General features: G+C 47.9%; 17 protein-coding genes and 1 pseudogene. 13 read left to right on the top strand and 5 right to left on the bottom strand.

The features are described 5' to 3' along the window. Positions 1–483: 483 nt before the first annotated feature. The 5 genes from RE628_RS05810 (at position 484) to RE628_RS05790 (ending at position 5,713) form a co-directional block, all read left to right on the top strand. Positions 484–1,779, top strand: a complete 1,296-nt coding sequence (locus RE628_RS05810) for a citrate transporter (protein WP_309157850.1) — start codon at positions 484–486, stop codon at positions 1,777–1,779. A gap of 112 nt (positions 1,780–1,891) precedes the next feature. After that, positions 1,892–4,036: a hydantoinase/oxoprolinase family protein gene (locus RE628_RS05805; RefSeq protein WP_309157849.1), complete on the top strand. Its 2,145-nt coding sequence runs from the start codon at positions 1,892–1,894 to the stop codon at positions 4,034–4,036. 43 nt (positions 4,037–4,079) lie between these two features. Then, positions 4,080–4,757, top strand: a complete 678-nt coding sequence (locus RE628_RS05800; protein ID WP_309157848.1) for a hypothetical protein — start codon at positions 4,080–4,082, stop codon at positions 4,755–4,757. Between the two features lie 96 nt (positions 4,758–4,853). After that, positions 4,854–5,174 carry a MurR/RpiR family transcriptional regulator gene (locus RE628_RS05795; RefSeq protein ID WP_309157846.1) on the top strand — a complete coding sequence of 107 codons (321 nt, stop codon included), beginning with the start codon at positions 4,854–4,856 and terminating at the stop codon, positions 5,172–5,174. A 2-nt stretch (positions 5,175–5,176) separates the two neighbouring features. Next, positions 5,177–5,713: a MurR/RpiR family transcriptional regulator gene (locus RE628_RS05790; RefSeq protein ID WP_309157845.1), complete on the top strand. Its 537-nt coding sequence runs from the start codon at positions 5,177–5,179 to the stop codon at positions 5,711–5,713. 65 nt (positions 5,714–5,778) lie between these two features. Here RE628_RS05790 and RE628_RS05785 read toward each other — a convergent pair whose 3' ends face one another. The 3 genes and pseudogenes from RE628_RS05785 to RE628_RS05775 all read right to left on the bottom strand — a co-directional run bounded on the left by RE628_RS05785 (position 5,779) and on the right by RE628_RS05775 (position 7,676). Further along, on the bottom strand, positions 5,779–6,465 hold the full coding sequence (locus RE628_RS05785; RefSeq protein WP_309157844.1) for an LrgB family protein: 687 nt from the start codon (positions 6,463–6,465) through the stop codon (positions 5,779–5,781). Continuing rightward, positions 6,465–6,878, bottom strand: coding sequence for a CidA/LrgA family holin-like protein (locus RE628_RS05780; RefSeq protein ID WP_309157843.1), 414 nt, complete (start codon positions 6,876–6,878; stop codon positions 6,465–6,467). The genes RE628_RS05785 and RE628_RS05780 overlap by 1 nt, the downstream gene beginning before the upstream one ends. 160 nt (positions 6,879–7,038) lie before the next feature. Then, positions 7,039–7,676: pseudogene (locus RE628_RS05775) on the bottom strand (Vat family streptogramin A O-acetyltransferase). Positions 7,677–7,843: 167 nt separating this feature from the next. On the opposite strand from RE628_RS05775, the gene RE628_RS05770 reads away from it, so the two are divergent. From RE628_RS05770 to RE628_RS05745, 6 genes are all read left to right on the top strand, one after another. Next, positions 7,844–8,395: a glycerol-3-phosphate responsive antiterminator gene (locus RE628_RS05770; RefSeq protein WP_309157842.1), complete on the top strand. Its 552-nt coding sequence runs from the start codon at positions 7,844–7,846 to the stop codon at positions 8,393–8,395. A gap of 373 nt (positions 8,396–8,768) precedes the next feature. After that, positions 8,769–10,115, top strand: coding sequence for an ABC transporter substrate-binding protein (locus tag RE628_RS05765; protein ID WP_309157841.1), 1,347 nt, complete (start codon positions 8,769–8,771; stop codon positions 10,113–10,115). Positions 10,116–10,117: 2 nt separating this feature from the next. Then, on the top strand, positions 10,118–11,080 hold the full coding sequence (locus tag RE628_RS05760; protein ID WP_309159382.1) for a carbohydrate ABC transporter permease: 963 nt from the start codon (positions 10,118–10,120) through the stop codon (positions 11,078–11,080). After that, positions 11,070–11,924, top strand: a complete 855-nt coding sequence (locus tag RE628_RS05755; protein ID WP_309157840.1) for a carbohydrate ABC transporter permease — start codon at positions 11,070–11,072, stop codon at positions 11,922–11,924. Before RE628_RS05760 ends, RE628_RS05755 begins: the two co-directional genes overlap by 11 nt. Positions 11,925–12,105: 181 nt before the next feature. Further along, on the top strand, positions 12,106–12,969 hold the full coding sequence (locus RE628_RS05750) for an HAD family hydrolase (protein ID WP_309157839.1): 864 nt from the start codon (positions 12,106–12,108) through the stop codon (positions 12,967–12,969). Further along, entirely contained in the window at positions 12,962–13,684 is a 723-nt protein-coding gene (locus RE628_RS05745; RefSeq protein WP_309157838.1) for a glycerophosphodiester phosphodiesterase, read from the top strand. The genes RE628_RS05750 and RE628_RS05745 overlap by 8 nt, the downstream gene beginning before the upstream one ends. Positions 13,685–13,800: 116 nt before the next feature. Here the strand turns inward: RE628_RS05745 and RE628_RS05740 are convergent, their stop codons facing one another. After that, positions 13,801–14,442 (bottom strand): DUF1919 domain-containing protein, encoded by a 642-nt coding sequence (locus RE628_RS05740; protein WP_309157837.1) that lies wholly within the window; start codon positions 14,440–14,442, stop codon positions 13,801–13,803. A 113-nt stretch (positions 14,443–14,555) separates the two neighbouring features. Beyond that, entirely contained in the window at positions 14,556–16,847 is a 2,292-nt protein-coding gene (locus RE628_RS05735) for an ATP-dependent DNA helicase (RefSeq protein ID WP_309157836.1), read from the bottom strand. A gap of 203 nt (positions 16,848–17,050) precedes the next feature. Between RE628_RS05735 and RE628_RS05730 the strand changes: the two genes are divergently transcribed. Both RE628_RS05730 and RE628_RS05725 read left to right on the top strand, forming a co-directional pair. Then, complete coding sequence (locus RE628_RS05730; protein ID WP_309157835.1) at positions 17,051–17,632, top strand: TetR/AcrR family transcriptional regulator; 582 nt, start codon at positions 17,051–17,053, stop codon at positions 17,630–17,632. A 319-nt stretch (positions 17,633–17,951) separates the two neighbouring features. After that, a complete protein-coding gene (locus RE628_RS05725) occupies positions 17,952–19,166 on the top strand; it encodes a cytosine permease (RefSeq protein ID WP_309157834.1) in 1,215 nt (404 codons plus the stop codon). Positions 19,167–19,170 lie beyond the last annotated feature (4 nt).

Genomic DNA, 19,170 nt, shown 5'->3' with positions numbered 1-19,170 from the left:
AAAGTCCGCTTTTGATCACGAAGTCAATCAAGAAGCTGTCCGGCATCGAATCTTGAATTCAGCCGGGTCCTCCGGTGCTCACGTACAAACTACGTACGCTCCGCTCCTCAGACCCTAGCTTTATCCAACCTTCTCGGTGCTGAAAACCGGCCTTTTTGAACACTTATTTATATTAACAAGTTGAACTAAGGATATCGAACGGTCCTGGCAAAAGGGTCCAAAATTCTAATGAATAGAACATTTTAGAATTTTGAACCTAGCTGAAATGATTCTGAAGAAACTAAGAGCTTCCTGTAAGGAAGCTGCTACGGAAGCATATGCTGTGGTCGCCTTTGTGAACAGATTTCTACCTTGTTGGATTCTACTCAATCATAGAAATCTGTGAACAACAGCGATCGTAAGAACATTTCAGCCGACTGCCTGCATCCGTGAGTCATTAGTTCAACTTGTAGATCACCCATTATGAGAGGGGAAATAATTTAGATGACAACGACAATGTGGTTCCAAGCCATCGGTATTTTGCTCGTATTTCTGGTGTTTGTCGGGCTGATGATGACGCGCAAGCTACCGACTATCCTGGCACTGCCCTTAATGGCGATTGTGTTCGCCATCATCGCAGGCGTACCACTGTTATCTAGTGATCCAGATACAGTGAGCATCGCCAAGACCATTCTGGCTGGAGGCTCCATGAAGCTATCCGGTGCGATCGCCGGACTTATCTTCGGTGCCTGGTTCGGTCAGATTCTGAACAAAGTAGGTATCACCAAATCCATTATTCGTAAGGCGGCCGAACTGGCCGGAGATAAACCTGTACTTATAGCTATTCTATTTTTCATAACCGCATCCATTATTTTTTCCGCGGCAGGAGGACTGGGCATGGTTATCCTCGTCGGCACAATCGTTATTCCGATTATGCTGACGGCAGGAATTTCCCAATTCGTCGCTTCTATCGTTGTTCTGTTGGCCGTTGGTGTCGGCTCCCTGTTCAACGTGTCCAACTGGGCTGTATATGTCGATGTGCTCGGGCTTTCCGTTGACCAGATCGCCAACTACACATTGGTTGTAGCTTCTCCGTTGATCGTTATTGCCCTGGCAATGATCGTATTCTATATCCGAAAAGACGGCAAAGGCCGCAAAGCATGGGCGATGCCAGCAGCAACACCTGGTGGTGGCGACAAAAAGGTGCCTGCGATTGCCCTAATTAGCCCGCTCGTTCCTGTGCTGCTCGTCTTTATCTTCAAGATCGATATCGTTCCGGCAGTTATCGCTGGCGCGATCGTTACGATCCTGCTCACCTGGCCGAAGCGTCCAGTTCATATCCTCTCCAGTGCATTAGTGGAAGGAATTCAGGACGTTGCTGGCGCGATGGGACTCATGATTGGTATCGGCATCTTGCTCAGCTCCGTTATGTCGCCGCAAGTATCGGCAGTCATCTCGCCGTTGATCGAGTCCGTATTGCCGAATACACCACTGATGTTCATCCTGTTCTTCACGATTCTGTCGCCGCTTGCTATCTACCGCGGACCATTGAACGTATGGGGACTTGGCAGTGGTATTGCCGCCCTCTTCGTATCCGCCGGTATGACTCCGGTAGCTGCGATGCTCGCCCTGCGCGCAGTCAGCAACGTGCAATCCGTCTCCGACCCTACGAACTCGCATAACGTATGGGTAGCTGACTTCACGAAGAGCGACATTAACGAGATTCTGAAGAAGACACTGCCATGGACGATGGCTTCCGTCTTGATCGCCGTGATCATTGGTTCGTTTATGGTATTTTAAAGCTTCATTATAGTTTCCTAATTATAGATAAAATCGGGTACAAGGGCCCTGCTCTAGCTTCCATAGAAGCTAGAGCAGAAGGTCCTTGACCCGTCATCAGGAGGAGAACATTATGGGGAGAACAAAAGTACGGGTCGGCATTGACGTCGGTGGTACGTTTACCGATGCGGCACTGATCGATAATGAGACATTTGAAGTCATTGAGAAAATGAAAATCCCGACCACTCACCATGACCCAGATGGTGTGGCTAAAGGGATTGTGCAAATACTAGAGCGAATTCTAAGCAGCAGAGGCATCGAGCCCGAAGACGTGACCTTCATCGCCCACGGGACAACGCAGGCCACCAACGCCCTGCTCGAAGGAGACGTGGCCCGCATCGGCATCATCGGCATGGGCTCCGGCATCGACGGGCTTAGCGCTCGCTCCGAATCCAATCCGGGTGATATAGAGCTGGCTCCGGGTAAGTTCCTGCATACTTTCCATACGTATCTGGACTCCAAGAACATGACAGATGAGCAGATCAACAGTGCGATCGACGAATTGGCAGCCCAAGGCGCAGAGGTAATCGTCGCCTCCGAAGCGTACAGCGTGGATGATCCTACCAACGAGCTTCGCGTGGTGGAGCTTGCGAACCGCAAGGGCTTGTATGCTACAGGCGGGCATGAGATCAGCCAGCTCTACGGGCTGAAGACACGGACACGTACGGCAGTCGTTAACGCCTCCCTCATCCCCAAAATGATGGAAACCGCCAATATGACCGAGAAGTCCGTTAAAGACGCCAACATCCAATCCCAACTCATGATTATGCGCTGCGATGGCGGCGTTATGAGCATCGACGAGGTGCGCAAGCGCCCGATTCTGACGATGCTATCCGGTCTGGCTGCAGGCGTTGCCGGAGCATTGATGTACGAGAAAATCTCCGACGGCATCTTCTTCGAGGTTGGCGGAACGAGTGTCGACATCTCCGTGATCAAGAACGGTAAGGTAATGATCAAGAATGCCGAGGTCGGTGGCCACCGCACCTACCTGCAATCTCTGGATGTACGTACCCTAGGTATCGCAGGCGGTAGCATGATCAAGGTAGCTGGAGGAAAAATCACCGACGTCGGACCACGAAGCGCGCATATCGCAGGTAAAGAATATGAAGCCTTCGCTCCAAGCGAGAACATCGTCGATCCAAAGGTGAAATTCATCAGCCCGCGTGAGGGCGACCCTGCTGAATACGTTATCTGCGAATGCGCTGGAGGCAAGGAATATTCCTATACGCTAGCAGGAGCAGCCAATATTCTGAACTACATTCCTGAAGGCGATTATGCCCGGGGAAATACAGAAGCAGCGCTGAAATCCTGGAAGGCACTGGCCGATCATGTTGGACTGAGCGTAGAGGAAACCGCCAGACAAGTCATGAATATCGCCATCGATAAGACGATGAAGACCGTCAACGAGATGATCGCGGACTATGAGCTGGACCGCAGCTTTGTCACCCTGGTAGGCGGTGGCGGTAGCGGTGCGGTACTCATCCCGGCGATGGCGGAGCGCGAGGGCTTCAAATCGCAAATCGCCAACAACGCTCCTTACGTCTCCACGATCGGCGTTGCGCTAGCGATGGTTAAGGAGCAGCTGGAGCGTACAGTCGTCAATCCGACCGAAGAAGATATCAAGCGCATCCGCGCTGACATCATCGAGCGTATCGTGCAGTCCGGCGCTTCTGAGGAAACCGTCGAAGTTAGTATCGAGATCGACAGCCAGAAGAACATTCTCCGCGCTATGGCGACCGGCTCCACCGAGCTGCGTTCTAAGGATCTGGCACAGGAAGCTATGTCCGTGGAAGAGATGAAGGCCATCGCCGCCAGCTCGATCGACCAGCCGCTGGAATCGACAGTGCTTGCTGCCCAGACCGGACGCTGGAACCTGTTCGTGAGCGAGAATGTGAAGAAGTCATTCTTCGGTCTATTAAAAAAGAAATCCAGCTCTGTCAGCGTTCTCGACCGCGAAGGCGTCGTCCGCTTCAAGAAGAGTAACGTCCATTATGCGAAGCTGAGTAAATCCGCATCGGAATCACTAAACTCGTTCCTGGACGATAACACCATTTATTCTGATGCCAATGCCACGATCCCGAAGGTGTTCGTCTTTTATAAGGAAAAAATGCTCGATCTGACCGGTATGCAGACCAAAGAACAGCTTCTGTCCATCTTAGAGATTGAGACCGAAATGCTTAAGCCCCAAGATGAAATGCTGGTTATTGCTTATCAATAGGAATGTGATCACTCATCTGAATTTGTGAGGAGGACATTGATGAATGCCGGTGCAAACTCTTTTACCCGATATGCTGTCCGGTCTGTCCGATGAAGTTCTAGGCTGTATGGAACTGAGACAAGACCCTCTATTTCATAAAATACCGCCAGAGAAAATTTCCTATTACGTGCATGAATCGCTTCAGGCTGGACGCTCGGCGGCGGCAGCATACAAAGACCTCGGTATTCGTGACATGTGCAGGGACGCCGGACTTCGTTATGAGATTACCGAGGCTTCCGGCAAATTTCATAAAGTCTCCTTCCGGGCCCAGATCGATTTCTCCAAGACTCCACCGGAGATTATTCTGTACGCCTCCTCGCTCAAGGAAATGCAGATGGTATGCCAAGAGATCCTGGGCGAACAGTCCAGCGGCGCCGAGACAGATATCGACCTTCTGGTTGATATTCATCTGGCGCATGAGTTCTACCACTGGTTGGAATACAAGGAGCAATCTTTTACAAATGAACGGCTCGAAGAGATCGAGGTCTTTAAGCTTGGGCCATGGACTAGACGATCCAGCGTAGTGCAGTGCTGTGAGATTGCCGCGCATGCCTTTTGTAAAGAGCTGCTTGGTCTTCCCTATATGCCCAATTTGCTGGACTACGCCTATTTGATCGAAGAGAAACAGCTTTCGGCTGAGGATTTTATGCAGCAAATCACAACTTGTAAATTATGGATATGATGTACTCTCAATACCTCACTCAGTATGATATAATGGGAAAAGCTATTGCCAGACGCCGGAGTAGTCATTTCCAGCGTTAGATCAGGAGGAGGTATCATGTCTTCACAGGTTCCGGCCGTCATCGCCAAGATCGTATCCCAGACGCAAAAATTAACATACGGTGAAAATCAGATCGCCAATTTTGTCATACACAATCCAGATTTTATTACGCGCAACACGATCACGGCTATTGCTAATGAAATCGGCGTATCGGAGACAAGTATCAACCGCTTCTGTAAAAAGGTCGGGTTCAAGGGCTTCAACGATTTTAAAATCGCTTTTGCCCAGGACGCTTTCTATCGGGATATGCAGGCCAAGAAAAAGAGAGACGGGAGATCAATCCCATCGACGCGCTTGCGCTCGATTATAATGAACTGATCGTGAACACATCTGCGCTGGTTACGGAGGAACAGCTCCGCCAGGTGGTGGATATACTGAAGGGAGCCCGGCGCATATTCATTATTGGTATGTTCGATTCTTATCTGGCCGCCATTGCCTTGAAGAATCGTCTGTCCATTATCGGCATTATGGCTGAAGCCATCAACGACAGCCGTGCTATGAAGATCGCCGCCGCCCAATGCGGTAAAGAAGATGCCTTTGTGGCCTTCTCCCGCTCCGGTTCAACCAAGGAGATCGTGGAGACCGCCGCAATTGCGCAGGTCCGTCAGGTCAAGACGATTGCAATCACCTGTTATGATTCATCACCAATTACAGAGAATTCGGACGTGAACATTATCGTACCGGATAAAATATCGGTTAATAACAGCGCGCTGATGTCCAATCACATCACGTTCCTGTTCGTTGTCGATCTGATCATGAGCATCTTCATCTCTTCGGACAAGACTTACCTCAAGAAGAAGCTCGACAGCGAGGCCGTTCTGGCCAGCGATCAAACGATGACTAACTATTATTTATGAAGTTAAATGGGTTCAAAGAAGAGCGCCCTTTCCATTACGGAAAGGGCGCTTCTTTATAGGTATATTTATGGATACATCATCCAAACCACTAACGGACCGACACATGAACCTACAATCGCACAGACCGTCATCGCCACCGAGCTCATAGAGACGGATTGTTCACCATACTCCAAGGCCTTTGCAGTTCCTAGAGCATGAGAAGCGGTCCCTAAGCCAATCCCGATTCCAACTTCACTTCGAATTCGGAACAGCTTTATGATCAAAGGCCCGCCGATTGCGCCCGTAAATCCGGCGATCATGACAAATACCGAGGTTAAGGATGAATCTCCACCTAAACTGCTTGAAATCTGAATAGCCACAGGTGTAGTGATCGATTTAGGCAAAATAGATAGAATATATAATTTTGAGAACCCTAATCCTGACGCTAGAAGGAGTCCACTAAACATCCCTACAAGCAAACCTACAACCGTTCCCCCCAGGATTGCCGGGAGATTCTGGACGAGCACATGACGTTGTTTATATAGCGGGTAAGCAAGAGACACTACAGCAGGTCCGAGCAGCTTATTAATCCACTGACCGCCTATCATATAGGTATCATACGGAATATGAAAATATATTAGTAACCCTACAATAATAACTGTTGCCGTAAGTGCGGGAATAAGTACAGGATTGCGAAATCGTCTATAAACCCACGACATCATTAAATAAATAGCTACATTTAGTAGGACAATACCTGTTGCGATAAAAAACATTATACTTCCTTCCCCTTTTCGCTTAATCTCTTGCCGCTCCATCCTGCTGCTTTCCACTTGTTGATTAGACTAGAAAGCCAGTGGCTAGAGTGTGCAGCTGCGGCAATCGTGAGTACACTGCTAACGATAAGGATCAGGATTAACAATAAACCTCTTCCACTAAAAATATCCATATGGTTCACAATCCCAGCCGTTGCCGGTATAAAAAATAACGGAAGATAAGCTAATATCGTTGTGGCACCATCTTCAATCCACTTCAAGGGTATGATCTTGAGAAGCAATAGAACAAAGAGCAACAGTAAGCCTACGATACTTCCAGACACAGGGAGATGCAGTAGCTTTTGCAGATAGTCCCCAACGAAGTAGAACAGATATAGCAGGAACACTTGGATAATAATACGAATGATTTTCATGATGTAGATCCCTTCATTATTAAACGACCACCTGCGAAAAACAGATGGATGTAACTCCAACTAATACTCATTCCAATTGGGTCACCTTAATAAGAGTATCAGAGTTTTCTTGAAATTTTAAATGATATTCCGAATCTTATATGAAAAAATCGAATTACTTTTATTTATTCTCCCTAATTTTGGTTAAGTCACTGCTGCATAACACTTCAAGATTGTTAAAGATTTTCTCCGCATCCCAATCCCACCACTTTAGTGCTTCGAGATATTCGATCATTTCATCATCAAAACGTTGTCGAATCACTTTACAAGGATTTCCCCAGCTATACTATACGCCGGTATATCCTTCACTACCGTTGAATTCGCAGCAATGATTGCACCATTGCCAATATGCACACCCGGCATAACCGTAACATTCTGTCCAATCCACACATCATTGCCAATTACGGTATCCCCTTTTAGAGGAAGATCTTTTAGATCCGGAACTGCCCGCTCCCAGCCATGAGCCATGATATTAAAAGGATAGGTCGTCACCGAATTCATTCGATGGTTGGCACCATTCATCACAAATTCAATCCCTTTAGCTATCGCGCAGAACTTTCCTATGATCAGCTTGTCACCAATAAATTCATAGTGATGTGTCACATGCTCCTCAAACTTCTCCGCCCCATTAATATCATCATAATACGTATAATCACCGACTATAATATTGTCTCTTGTAATGGCATTTTTAATATAGCAGATACTTTTGATATGTTCATTAGGATAAAGCTCATTCGGACTCGGTCCACGTGATTCCATAGTGTACGCCTCACTCTCTTTTTGGTTAAAACATAGCAAAGATCAGATTTCTTTACAAATGCTGCTAATAGTCAGGCATTACAGACTGTTAACATTCTCTTGATTCCAGGCTAACATTCGCCGTCTAGAATAGAATCATGTCATCTAAGGAGAGAGGATCTATCATAATGAACCAATCAGACAAATCCCGCCTCCCTGTCATCGCCTCCATCACTAAGCCCGAACAGATCACGGCAGCTCTGACCAGTCAGGTGGAGCGCGTCATCTTAATGACCGGCGACATTTTGCAGATGGGCGATATGATGGATAAGCTGCATCAGGCAGGCAAGCAAGTATACATACATGTTGAGATGGTTGGCGGCATCGGCCGAGATCATTCTGCAATTCAATATTTAGCAGATACCTTCCATATCGACGGTATTGTATCGACGAAGAGCAACGCGATTACAGCAGCCCGAAATGCAGGTATTTCTTCTATTCAACGTATCTTCGCCATCGATACCGCTGCAGTAGAGACAGCGATTAAAGTAATTTCCAGCGCACAGCCCAATGAAGTCGAGCTGATGCCAGGCTTGATGCCGAGAATAATCGGCGAACTCAAGGCGCGAATTCATCGTCCCCTGATCGTCGGCGGCCTAATCCGTCACGAGGAAGAGATCCGAATAGCGCTCGATAGCGGCGCAGACTTTGTATCGATCGGCGACCAACGCTTCTGGTAAGCAGGCCGACAGAGAAATACTCTCTGCCCCGATTTTTAACGAAACTGGGTATCGTTATTGGTGCCAATGAGGGGTTAAAAGGCGACATTTCATCAAAATAGCGATATGACGTTTCGTTAGATTCGATTTACCCTCGTTTTTGCGGAAATAACGATATGGAGTTTCGTTAGAGGTTTCAGTAATTCAATTTCATATATTTCTTTTGGGTGGAGACGATGAGATAACCCAAGGGCACATGACATGCAATTCCTAACTACAGGAGGTGGTATGCGCTTTTGGCTGTTTATTCAATCGTCTCTTTTTAGTGTTGTCTTTCATTTTGAACTCGCATTTAAATTCCAGATTTCGATAAGAAGAAGGAGTTTTCATATCCATGAAAACAATGAAATGGCTAAACCCGGTACTCGCCATCATCCTCACTCTGACGCTGGCGGCGTGTGGTAGCAATTCGAATACGGCTGGTAGCGCTGATGCTGCTGGCAAGGGAAATAACTCTTCTGCAGCAGTGGCTGATTCCGGCCTCAAAGACGACACTACACCAATTACGATTCAATACTGGCACGCTCATGGTGACGCTCAGATCGAAGGCTTGAATAAAATGATCGAGGCTTTTCACGCTAAATACCCGCACATTACAGTAGAACCCGTATTCCAAGGCGGTTATGACGATCTGCACAAAAAACTTCAGGCAGCTGTAGCCGCAGGCGATGTCCCTGCCGTAACGAATGTCGAAGTCGCTTCCCTGCCGAATTTCGCGGACAGCGGCGTGTTCGCCGATCTCACGCCTTGGATCAATCGCGATGGCGTGGATACGAACGATTTTGCCAAAGGAATGCTCCAAGCCTATGCCTACAATGGCAAGCAATTCGGCTTCCCGTTGATCGTTAGCACGAGCGTGTTCGTGTACAACAAGACCTTGCTCGACCAGCTTGGCATACAACCGCCGCAAACCTGGGATGAGATTGAAGCTTTTAACGAGAAAGTAACCGAGCGCAAGGACGGCAAGACGACTCGTTATGCTTTCGCTGTTCCCGGCTGGGACACTTGGTACTATGATCCATGGTTGATCAACGGCGGTGGCCAGATTCTGAATACGGAAGGCAAAGCAGCTGTAGACACGCCGGAATCGCTGCGCTACGTACAGAACTTCCAAAAGTGGATCAAGGAAGGCTCGATGCAGATGGGCTACGGCAAGGGTGCTTCAGACAACATGCGTCAAATGTTCCTCGACGGCCAAATTGCGATGGTTGAGCATACTTCCGCCATGTTGAAGACTTACCGTGAGAATGCCAGCTTCGAGGTTGGTGTATCCTTCCTGCCTGGTGACAAGACTCGTACCTCCAATATTGGTGGAGCAGGAATCGTCATTATGGACGGAGCCAGTGATCTGGAGAAAGAAGCAGCTTGGAAGTTCGTGGAATTCATGACCGCTGCAGAAAACAATATTGGCTGGGCGGAATCGGTAGGCTACCTGCCAACTCGCAAATCGGCGCTTGAGACAGAAGAAGGAAAAGCCTACTTCCAGCGCTGGCCGCAATACAAGGCTGTATTCGACAACTTCGATAATGTTACTCCACGTCTGCAGCACCCGGCTTATCCGGAATTCAGCTCCGAGTACAAGGAAGTGATCGGCGAAATGGTTCTGAACCAAGCCGACCCTGCACAGCTAATGCCGGAAGCGGCCAAAAAAATGAATCAAATTCTTGAGGATTATGAATGATGATGAACAGCAATTCACAATCTGCTCAATTGATCAGGGAGACGACCGCTAAAGCGGACGTCTCTCCTTACACTAGTAAAAAGTATCTTCGATGGATAGAGAAAGCCAAAGACTTCATGTTCGCCGTCCCGGCACTGATTTTCCTTGGTCTATTCTTATATTATCCGCTGCTGAATTCGGTCTACATCAGCTTCACGAACTGGAATATGACCAAGCTGGTAAAGAAATTCGTCGGCACGGACAACTATGTCAAGCTATTCAAGAATGAGGATCTGTACCAATCGCTCAAGGTTACCCTGCATTACACGCTCCTTGATGTTGTGCTAACTTTAACGATCGGCCTTTTGCTGGCGATTCTGTTCAACGTCTTTCGTTCCAAAATGTATGCGGTCATGCGCGGAATTATTTTCATGCCGCATTATATCTCCATGGTCATTGCAGCGATGGTATTCACGTGGATTTACAACGGGAAATACGGTTTGCTCAATCGTGTCACCGAGCTTATGGGATTCGAACCGATCCAATGGCTAACCAACCCATCCACGGCGCTGCCGGCACTGGTCGCAGTCTCGGTCTGGAAAGGCGTCGGCTTCGCCATGATGCTGTTCATCTCCGGCATGCGCGGCATCCCGAATGAATACTATGAGGCTGCCGCAATCGACGGAGCCTCCGGGCTGAGCCGCTTCAAGTACATTACGCTGCCGCTCTTGTCGCCAATGACACTGTTCCTTGTCATCACGACGTTTATCTCATCTATGCAGGTGTTCCAGTCCATCGACATCATGACTAACGGCGGACCGCTGCAGGCAACGAATGCCATTGTCTATTGGATCTATACGATGGCCTTCACCGAATTCAAGACTGGCAGAGCTTCTGCACTAGTCATGATCTTATTCGTCATCATCCTTGTACTGACGATCATCCAATGGCTCGTCAGCAGAAAGCAGGTGCACTATGAGGGATAGCCGAATGGCTGGAGATAAGCAGCACCGTCTGCGTTTCTCGATGCGTACCGCGATAGGCGTCGTAATAACTGCCTTGATCTTTTTCCCGATCTATTGGCTCCTGATCAGCTCATTCAAGACGCAAGCGGAGATGCGGCTCGCGGTGCCGACGTTATGGCCTAAGTCATTCCATTGGAGCAATTATACCGAAGCATTCCGGGTCATCCCCTATGCCCGCTTTTTCATGAATACTTTAGTAATGTCGATCGGTATCGTCATTCTCCAGCTCAATGTTGCGCTGATGGCGGCCTTCGCCTTTGCCAAGGGAAGATTTTGGGGCAAGGGAGTGCTGTTCTTCCTCGTCCTGGCCGCGCTCATCGTACCCGATCAGGTTACCTTCGTACCGGTTTATGTCATGATGTCGAAGGTGCACTGGCTCGATACGTTCTGGGCGCTCATCGTACCGAGCGGAGCCTCGGCCTACGGGATCTTCTTGCTGCGGCAGGCGTTCAAGTCGCTTAACAATGATGTGCTAGAAGCAGCCCGTGTCGACGGAGCCTGGTTCACGATGCTCTATCGCATCCTACTTCCGATGGCGAAGCCTACGGTTGTTACGCTCGGGGTGCTGACCTTCATCTCGTCTTGGAACTCTTACTTCTGGCCACTGATCATGACCAACACGAACAATATGCGCGTACTGTCGGTCGGCATCGCCATGCTCCGCGACTCAATCGCCGGAGATGAAGCGATGTACTTCCACATCATCATGGCCGCAAGCGTCATGGCGATCATCCCGATCGTGCTCGTATTTATGGTCATGCAGAAACATATCGTCTCGGCCATGGCCAATTCGACTTTTAAATGATTGAAGTGTGGATGCCTATCGTCGCTCATTTAGTTGCACTTTTTACAATTAGGTAAGTTAGTAGTTTGATATGTACAGAAGTTCAATTGGCTCATGCCTCTTAAGCCGCACAAGTTACGGTGGAGAATAGAGACAACCTTCTAACTGACGCGGAAGACCTATAACAGAAGGGATGTTGTTCGTGAATCCAATTCGACTTATTGTTAGCGATTTGGACGGTACATTGCTCTCCGCCGATCATACCTTACCAAGCTCTACCGCAACTGCCATTCGTGAGTACATCAATCAAGGTGGCTACTTTACACTGGCGACCGGACGGCCTTTTATTACAGCTCGCCCGATTATTCAGCAGTTGAAGCTCAATCTGCCGATCATTCTTTGCAACGGCGCGGTGTTGACCGCGGCTAACGGAATGCCGCTTGAACGCTACGGGATTTCCCTCAACAGCCTATATGACCTGCTAACCACAGCGGATCAATCCGGGCTGGATGTCCTGCTTTTTTGCGGGGACGAGGTACAAACCTTGGCCAGGAATATAAATATCGCTGCTTATGAACGAAAAGAAGGTGTTACCTGCTCGCTCATCAGTCTGCATGAAATTCAGGAATGCGGCACGGAAATTGAGAAAGCAATCCTGCTCGGCCCAGTGGAACACAGCCGCCGCTTGTTCGCCGAGTTCGCAGAACGTTCTCCGGTGCTTCACTCCATGATCACTGCTTTTCAATCGGAGGACAATTATCTAGAGCTGGTTCCGGGTCAAGTTAGCAAAGGCACAGCACTGCATCGATTGGCAGCAATGCTTGATATTCCCTTGGATCAGGTGATGACGATCGGGAATCAGCTCAATGACCTGCCAATGCTGGAAGCCGCGGGTATAGGGGTAGCTGTTGCTAACAGCCCGGATGAATTAAAACAGGCCGCCGATTATGTATGTGAGGCTAGCTATAGCGAGGGAGTATTAGAAGCAATGGAACGTTATATAGAAGCTGTTGATCCAAAATTTTCGGAATTATATAGAGAAATTGGAGGAATAAGAAATGTCTAAAATACATGGAATCGCTCACCGGGGTTACCCACTCAAGTATCCAGAAAATACACTTCGTGGCTTCCGCGCCGCTCTCGAAATGGGCTTCGATCATCTGGAGCTGGACGTGCAGTTAACAAGCGATGGCATACCTGTGGTCATTCATGACGCGACCTTGGACAGGACTACGAATGGGCAAGGATTGGTCCGCTCTCATACATTGCAAGAATTGAAGCAGCTTGATGCGGGAGAAGGAGAGCAAATTCCGACTCTGGAGGAAGCGCTTCTGCTCTTGAAGGATCAGTTGATCGTCGATATCGAGCTAAAGCAGACCGGGGATGCTATGCCGGGTCTGGAGTCGGCTACGCTAGAAGTCATTATTCGTCTGGGTATGAAGGAGCAGGTGATCCTCTCCTCCTTCGATCATTATTCCATCGAAAGAGTAAGAGAGCTCGACTCCGAGATCGCCATAGGCCTGATCTCTTATGGAGCTTCGGCTTCCCTCTTTCCTTATCTTGCACAGTTGCGTGGCAAGTATCTGTCCGTCAAGCATATATATGTTACTCCGTCCTTCATCGAACGCTGCCGGGAAGAAGACGTCCGCTTGATGGTCTGGACTCCCGATGATGAAGCCTCCCTCCAAGCATGGGCAGAATATCCCGACCTACTCGTCTGCACGAACAATTTGGAGGGCTGGATCTCCGTTTCAGAAGTAAGACAAGCGCAACTTTCTTAAGATCCTATGGTTTTAAAACAGTAACTGGCATTCTTTCAGAGTTGGACAGATCATATGACCAACGCCAAGAATGCCAGTTGTTTTCTATTTCTTATGTTTTTCAATCAATATTCCTGTTAGCAGCGACAATTGTTCGGTATCTCCCCCGAATTCAAAAAATGCACATAATCAAATTCATCCAAATACCTTTTGGCACTGAACCAATTTTTATATGACAGTATTTTGCCGTAAAAATACTTCTCATCGTAAAATGTCATCGGAAAGGATGAGCGAACTTTATCAAGCATGCCATTCGTAAGAATAACTTTGTTGGAGTACGTTAACTGATCGAACTGTTCCAATATTTCGCTAGGGCAATCAATTCCAGCATCCATGATAATATATGTATTGTCATAGTCTATACGGCGTGTACGTTCCTCCCACTTTTCTTTAGCCACTTGAAAGGATTTATAGTGCATGAAATGAATCCTGACTTCTCCAAATCTGTTATGTAAAACGCCAATAGGATAGGATATTGTCGGATCCATTTCTTCAACCAATTCTGAGTTTGAATAGTCTGCTAAATGACTAATATATCTTATGAAGTCTTCTGGAGAAAAACACAAATTAATCGTCGGAGATTTATACCTGATGTTCAAATCGTAGTACATAATGCCTGCAATACAGTTGTTGGATATGATCGTGGGGCTTTTATTTATCAATCTCTCTTGTTTCTTCCTGCGCTCGATATTTCGACTCCAATGTAATCGTATCGCCATTATAATCTCCTTCAGCCTTGGAATGTACATAACAAGCCTAAACTAATAGAAGTTTATTCAATCCAAAGATTCTTCACTATCACTATTCTTCCGATAATAGTAATTTAACTTCCTCACCTCCACTCCTCCGGCAACAACCCCGCATAATGAGTCTGAAGATAGCGATCATCGATCAGCAGCAGTCTTCCTTGATCTGTCTCGGTGCGTATGAGGCGGCCTCCGGCCTGCAGCACTTTGTTCATCCCTGGATAGACGTAGGCATAGTCGAACCCATTCTTGCCTCCAGCATTAAAATAATCGCGGATAATGTTCCGTTCCAAACCGAGCTGCGGTAATCCTACCCCAATAATCGCTACGCCAATCAGGCGGTCGCCGACCAGATCAATCCCCTCGGAGAAAATGCCACCCATTACTGCAAAGCCGGCCAATGTTCCTTCATTGTCAGCATCGAACGCCGCCAGGAAGCCCTCCCGTTCTTCTTCCGTCAAATCCCCCCGCTGCAGCAGAACGCGCAAACCAGTCTCATCCGCAAAGTCAGAGATAAACGCTTCATAGACGAGATTCATATAAGCATAGGAAGGAAAAAAGAACAGATAATTGCCCGGACGCCCAGCCATCATTCGTCTAAGCATCTCTGCCACTTGTAGCTTCGTTCCCTCACGGTCATGATAACGTGTGGACAACGGCTTGATCTGTACTTCAAGCTGCTCGCGATGGAAGGGAGAAGGTAACGACAATGTATAGTCCTCTTCCCTCGCCCCCAGCATATCTCGATAATATGACATTGGTGTTAACGTTGCCGAGAAGTAAATATGCGAACAGTAGCCTTTTCCCATCTCCCGCAGCAAGTGGGACGGATCGAGACAGAACAACTTCATAGATACCTCCCTTGAGGAGATCTCCGCATAGGTTACGTATCTTTCATCATACAGCTTGCTGATCCTGACGAAGCTCTGCGCGGCGAAATAGGTCTGCAGCAGCAATTGCCCCTGTTCCCCATTCTGACGAGAACTCAGCTCCTGCTCCGCGGCAAGAATAAAATGCTCGACCTGTTCAACCAACTGTGTCGGAACCTGCTGAGATATTTGCTCCTTCCTGCCCGAATCTACCGCATCTTTGCGTAATTGAATGAAGAAGCCATTCACGGTCTTCGCCGCCTGATGCACCTCAGTATTAAGGCCTTTATACTCCCGTTGCAGACTAAGGAAATCCCCTTTATTCAGGGATGCGGAGTACATCTCACGGGCCCGGTCCACCAGGTTATGAGCCTCATCGATCAACAGCGTAGTGCGGCTCTTGGACTCCGCAAACATTCTTTTCAGAGATACTCTCGGATCGAAAATATAGTTATAATCACAAATCACTACATCCGCCGCATAGGCAAGATCAAGCGAGAATTCAAAGGGACATACCCGGTGCTTGTGCGCATACTCTTCAATCTTCTTCCGCCCGATAAGCGTCTCATTCGCCAATATATCAAGAACAGCCCCGTTAATCCGATCATAATATCCGTCCGCGAAGGGGCAATCCTCCTTGCGGCAGCTTACCCGGTCCTGAGGGCAGATTTTCTCCTTGGCAGTGATCGTAACTACATGCAGATGCAAGCCTTTGGCTTGCAGCAAAAAGAATGTATCCTCCGCAGCTGTACGGGTAATCGTCTTGGCCGTTAAATAGAAAATACGCTCCAGCCGTCCCTCTCCCATCGCCTTCACTGCTGGAAAAGTCGTCGAGATCGTCTTGCCGATCCCCGTCGGGGCCTTGGCGAATAAATGCACTCCCTCACCGATCACTTTATAGACAGCCCCCACCAATTTACGCTGTCCATCCCGGTATGATGTGAATGGGAAGTTCAGCTCGCTAATGCTCTTGTTCCTTGCTATCCGGTGATCCCGAAGCATTTGTGCATAAGGCGCATACTGCTCAACGATCTCATTTACAAAAGCCTCCAGCTCGGCAAAATCCGCCTCCTGCTGGAACCGCCGTTGCTCTCCCGTAATGATCTGCACATAAGTCAGCTGAATCTTCATTCGCTGAGCCCCATGCTCTCTTGCGTACATATAGGCGTAGCATTTTGCCTGTGCCCAATGTACCGGATAGGTCTCGTCCATCGCCACCGGGATGTCGCCGGAGCTCGATTTGATCTCATCGATCATCACCGAGCCGTTCTCCAGAACCAACAATCCATCGCATCTTCCCTCTATGACAAACAGCAGATCTCCATAGGGAATCTCCGCTGCTAGATATACTTCCTTCTGATCTGCCTCACCGTAGCTTCGCTGTACCTGCTGATGCGCCTTCGTCCCTTCGCTCAACGCGGTTCCTGTCCTGAACCCGCTATCCAGACTCCCGCTACGGAACACATACTCGACAAGTGGCCTTACGGCGATCTTCACTTGATCCTTCATTGTTTCACCTGCCAATTCCTATTATGGAACATTTGTTCTATATTATAACATAAAATAGTAGATTCCCATTACCCCGAAATTTTTCCTTCATATCTCCCCAACTTTAAATAACGTATTTTTACAAAAAGTATTGCATTTTTATTCACCTGGATGTATATTACTTTTTAATTAACGTTAATTAAGTACGGAGTGTGAGAATATTCATGACCAAAAATAAGTTGAGAGAAGCAGCAATGAAGCTATTCGGAGAGAAAGGGTACGACGGTACAGCGCTCTCTGAAATTGCTAAGGAAGTAGGCGTAAAGACACCTGCGATCTATGCATTTTACGAGAACAAAGAGGATCTATTCATGGCCGTCTTTCGTGAAGCGATGCAGCTGTACAATACGTTCATTCAGGAGCTCCTCAAGGACCAGAAATCACTTGGTGCGAAGGAGAGCCTCAACCGGGTTCTGACTAGACAGTATGAATTCTATCAGCAAAATCCAGAGGCGAGCTTGATCGTACTGCGGTATATCATCTTCCCGCCTGTATTTTTGAAAGAGACAATCGAGGAAGCCTTTCTGCAATCGGACGAGCTACTGACGCAGATCATTGAGCAGTTAATCATGCAAGGTATCGAAGAAGGTGTGATTCGCGAACAACCTGTGCAGCTACTCGTTGATGCTTTTCTCAACTTGATGGATGGATTAAGTATGCAATATTTCTATTACACCTCCAGGGAAGTTTATGAGCGCAAGCTGAACCATGCATTTGATATGTATTGGAACGGAGCGGGCTCATAACTACTACTAGAGGTTGTTCAAAAAGTCCACTTTTGATCACGAAGTGAATCAGGAAGCAAATTCGACATCGAATCTTGAATTCAGCCGGGCCTTCCGGTGCTCACGTAGACACTACGTACGCTCCGCTCCTCATGCCCTAGCTTCTTTCAACCTTCTCGGTGCTGAAAACTGGCCTTTTTGAACACACACTACTAGATGAACATCAAGGGGATGGGACAATGTCAGAGGCAGAAGTAACTCAAGTACACAGTAATGATTCGAAAACGCAAGATTTTGAAAGAGAGCCTGTTCCGCGCATCTGCGGAAAAGATGGCTGTCCATGTCTCTAGTATGGATTGCGATTGGAATTGACTTATCAGCGATGTTCCTAGGGGCGGAGTTAGGCAACGGCATGAATCTCGCCGACTCGCTTACGGCCACGATGGTCGGTTCATTGATTCTGGGACTTATCGGCGCACTCTGTGCGTATGTCGGAGCCAAGACGGGATTATCTACGGCGATGATCAGCCGCTTCTTATTCGGTAACATGGGAGCACGAATCGTATCGATAGTTCTAGGTATTTTCTCGCTCGGGTGGTTCGGTGTGCAGGCAGGATTCTTCGCCTCGAATATGCAGACGGCTTTTCATAAATTATGGGGAATCGATTTGTCCTTAGGCTTGCTCTCGTTTATTGGCGGAATGCTGATGATGTCGACGGCCATTTGGGGATATCGTTCAATTGAAAGATTAAGTACTTGGTCGGTACCGCTGCTTGTGATTTTTATTGGTATTGCCATTTTTACAGCCTTCCATCTAAAAGGAACTTCTGCCATCTGGGAACCGATCAGTGGATCGCCAATTCCGATGGGGACAGCAATCTCCTTAGTTATCGGAATCTTTATTGTCGGTACGGTGCTATCACCGGATATTGCCCGCTGGGCGCGCACACCGAAGCATGCGGTCACCGCAGCTTTTATCGGCTTTTTCGTTGGCAACAGCTTCATGACTGTTATCGCGATCTTCTTGTCCCGCCTCATGGACACAGATGATCTGACAAATATCTTCATTATGTTAGGGCTGGGGCTTCCCGCTATTATCGTCTTAACGCTAGCGCAATGGACCACAAATACGAACAATTTATATTCGGCATCGCTCGGATTCTCCGTTGTGTTCAACCGGATTCCTAAAAAGCTAATTACAATCATTGCCGGTCTTATTGCTACACTACTCGCTGTGTTCGGTATCTACGATAAATTTTTGTCTTTCCTGAATGTAATTACTAGCTTTGTCTCGCCAATCGGCGGGATCTACACGGCAGAGTATTTGCTCGTGAATTCCAAGAAATTCACCTTTGAAGGGATTGACCGTAACAAGAACTGGGTTATTCGTTCCCTGGTAGTATGGGTTGCGGCTACGCTCTTTGCTTATATGACAACGGCTGCTCCAGACGGATTTGGCTGGTTCCAGCTGACGAGAGTTCCGGCATTAGACGCATTTATCTTTGCATTTATTGTGCAATGGATCGTTGGTAAAATCATGACGAAGAAAGGATAACATC

The sequence above is a fragment of the Paenibacillus sp. D2_2 genome, assembly GCF_031199965.1.
In the GTDB taxonomy this organism is placed as follows: Bacteria; Bacillota; Bacilli; order Paenibacillales; family Paenibacillaceae; genus Fontibacillus.
Note: the sequence above shows the minus strand (reverse complement) of the source record. Positions and strands in the feature narration are given on the sequence as shown.

Excerpts from the sequence above, each read along its gene's own strand:
- RE628_RS05755 (WP_309157840.1), top strand. The coding sequence starts at position 11,070 with ATGAGGGATAGCCGAATGGCTGGAGATAAGCAGCACCGTCTGCGTTTC.
- RE628_RS05785 (WP_309157844.1), bottom strand. The coding sequence starts at position 6,465 with ATGTTTTTTATCGCAACAGGTATTGTCCTACTAAATGTAGCTATTTAT.
- RE628_RS05760 (WP_309159382.1), top strand. The coding sequence starts at position 10,118 with ATGAACAGCAATTCACAATCTGCTCAATTGATCAGGGAGACGACCGCT.
- RE628_RS05780 (WP_309157843.1), bottom strand. The coding sequence starts at position 6,878 with ATGAAAATCATTCGTATTATTATCCAAGTGTTCCTGCTATATCTGTTC.
- RE628_RS05745 (WP_309157838.1), top strand. The coding sequence starts at position 12,962 with ATGTCTAAAATACATGGAATCGCTCACCGGGGTTACCCACTCAAGTAT.
- RE628_RS05735 (WP_309157836.1), bottom strand. The coding sequence starts at position 16,847 with ATGAAGGATCAAGTGAAGATCGCCGTAAGGCCACTTGTCGAGTATGTG.
- RE628_RS05725 (WP_309157834.1), top strand. The coding sequence starts at position 17,952 with ATGTCTCTAGTATGGATTGCGATTGGAATTGACTTATCAGCGATGTTC.
- RE628_RS05810 (WP_309157850.1), top strand. The coding sequence starts at position 484 with ATGACAACGACAATGTGGTTCCAAGCCATCGGTATTTTGCTCGTATTT.
- RE628_RS05800 (WP_309157848.1), top strand. The coding sequence starts at position 4,080 with ATGCCGGTGCAAACTCTTTTACCCGATATGCTGTCCGGTCTGTCCGAT.
- RE628_RS05795 (WP_309157846.1), top strand. The coding sequence starts at position 4,854 with ATGTCTTCACAGGTTCCGGCCGTCATCGCCAAGATCGTATCCCAGACG.
- RE628_RS05730 (WP_309157835.1), top strand. The coding sequence starts at position 17,051 with ATGACCAAAAATAAGTTGAGAGAAGCAGCAATGAAGCTATTCGGAGAG.
- RE628_RS05740 (WP_309157837.1), bottom strand. The coding sequence starts at position 14,442 with ATGGCGATACGATTACATTGGAGTCGAAATATCGAGCGCAGGAAGAAA.
- RE628_RS05765 (WP_309157841.1), top strand. The coding sequence starts at position 8,769 with ATGAAAACAATGAAATGGCTAAACCCGGTACTCGCCATCATCCTCACT.
- RE628_RS05770 (WP_309157842.1), top strand. The coding sequence starts at position 7,844 with ATGAACCAATCAGACAAATCCCGCCTCCCTGTCATCGCCTCCATCACT.
- RE628_RS05805 (WP_309157849.1), top strand. The coding sequence starts at position 1,892 with ATGGGGAGAACAAAAGTACGGGTCGGCATTGACGTCGGTGGTACGTTT.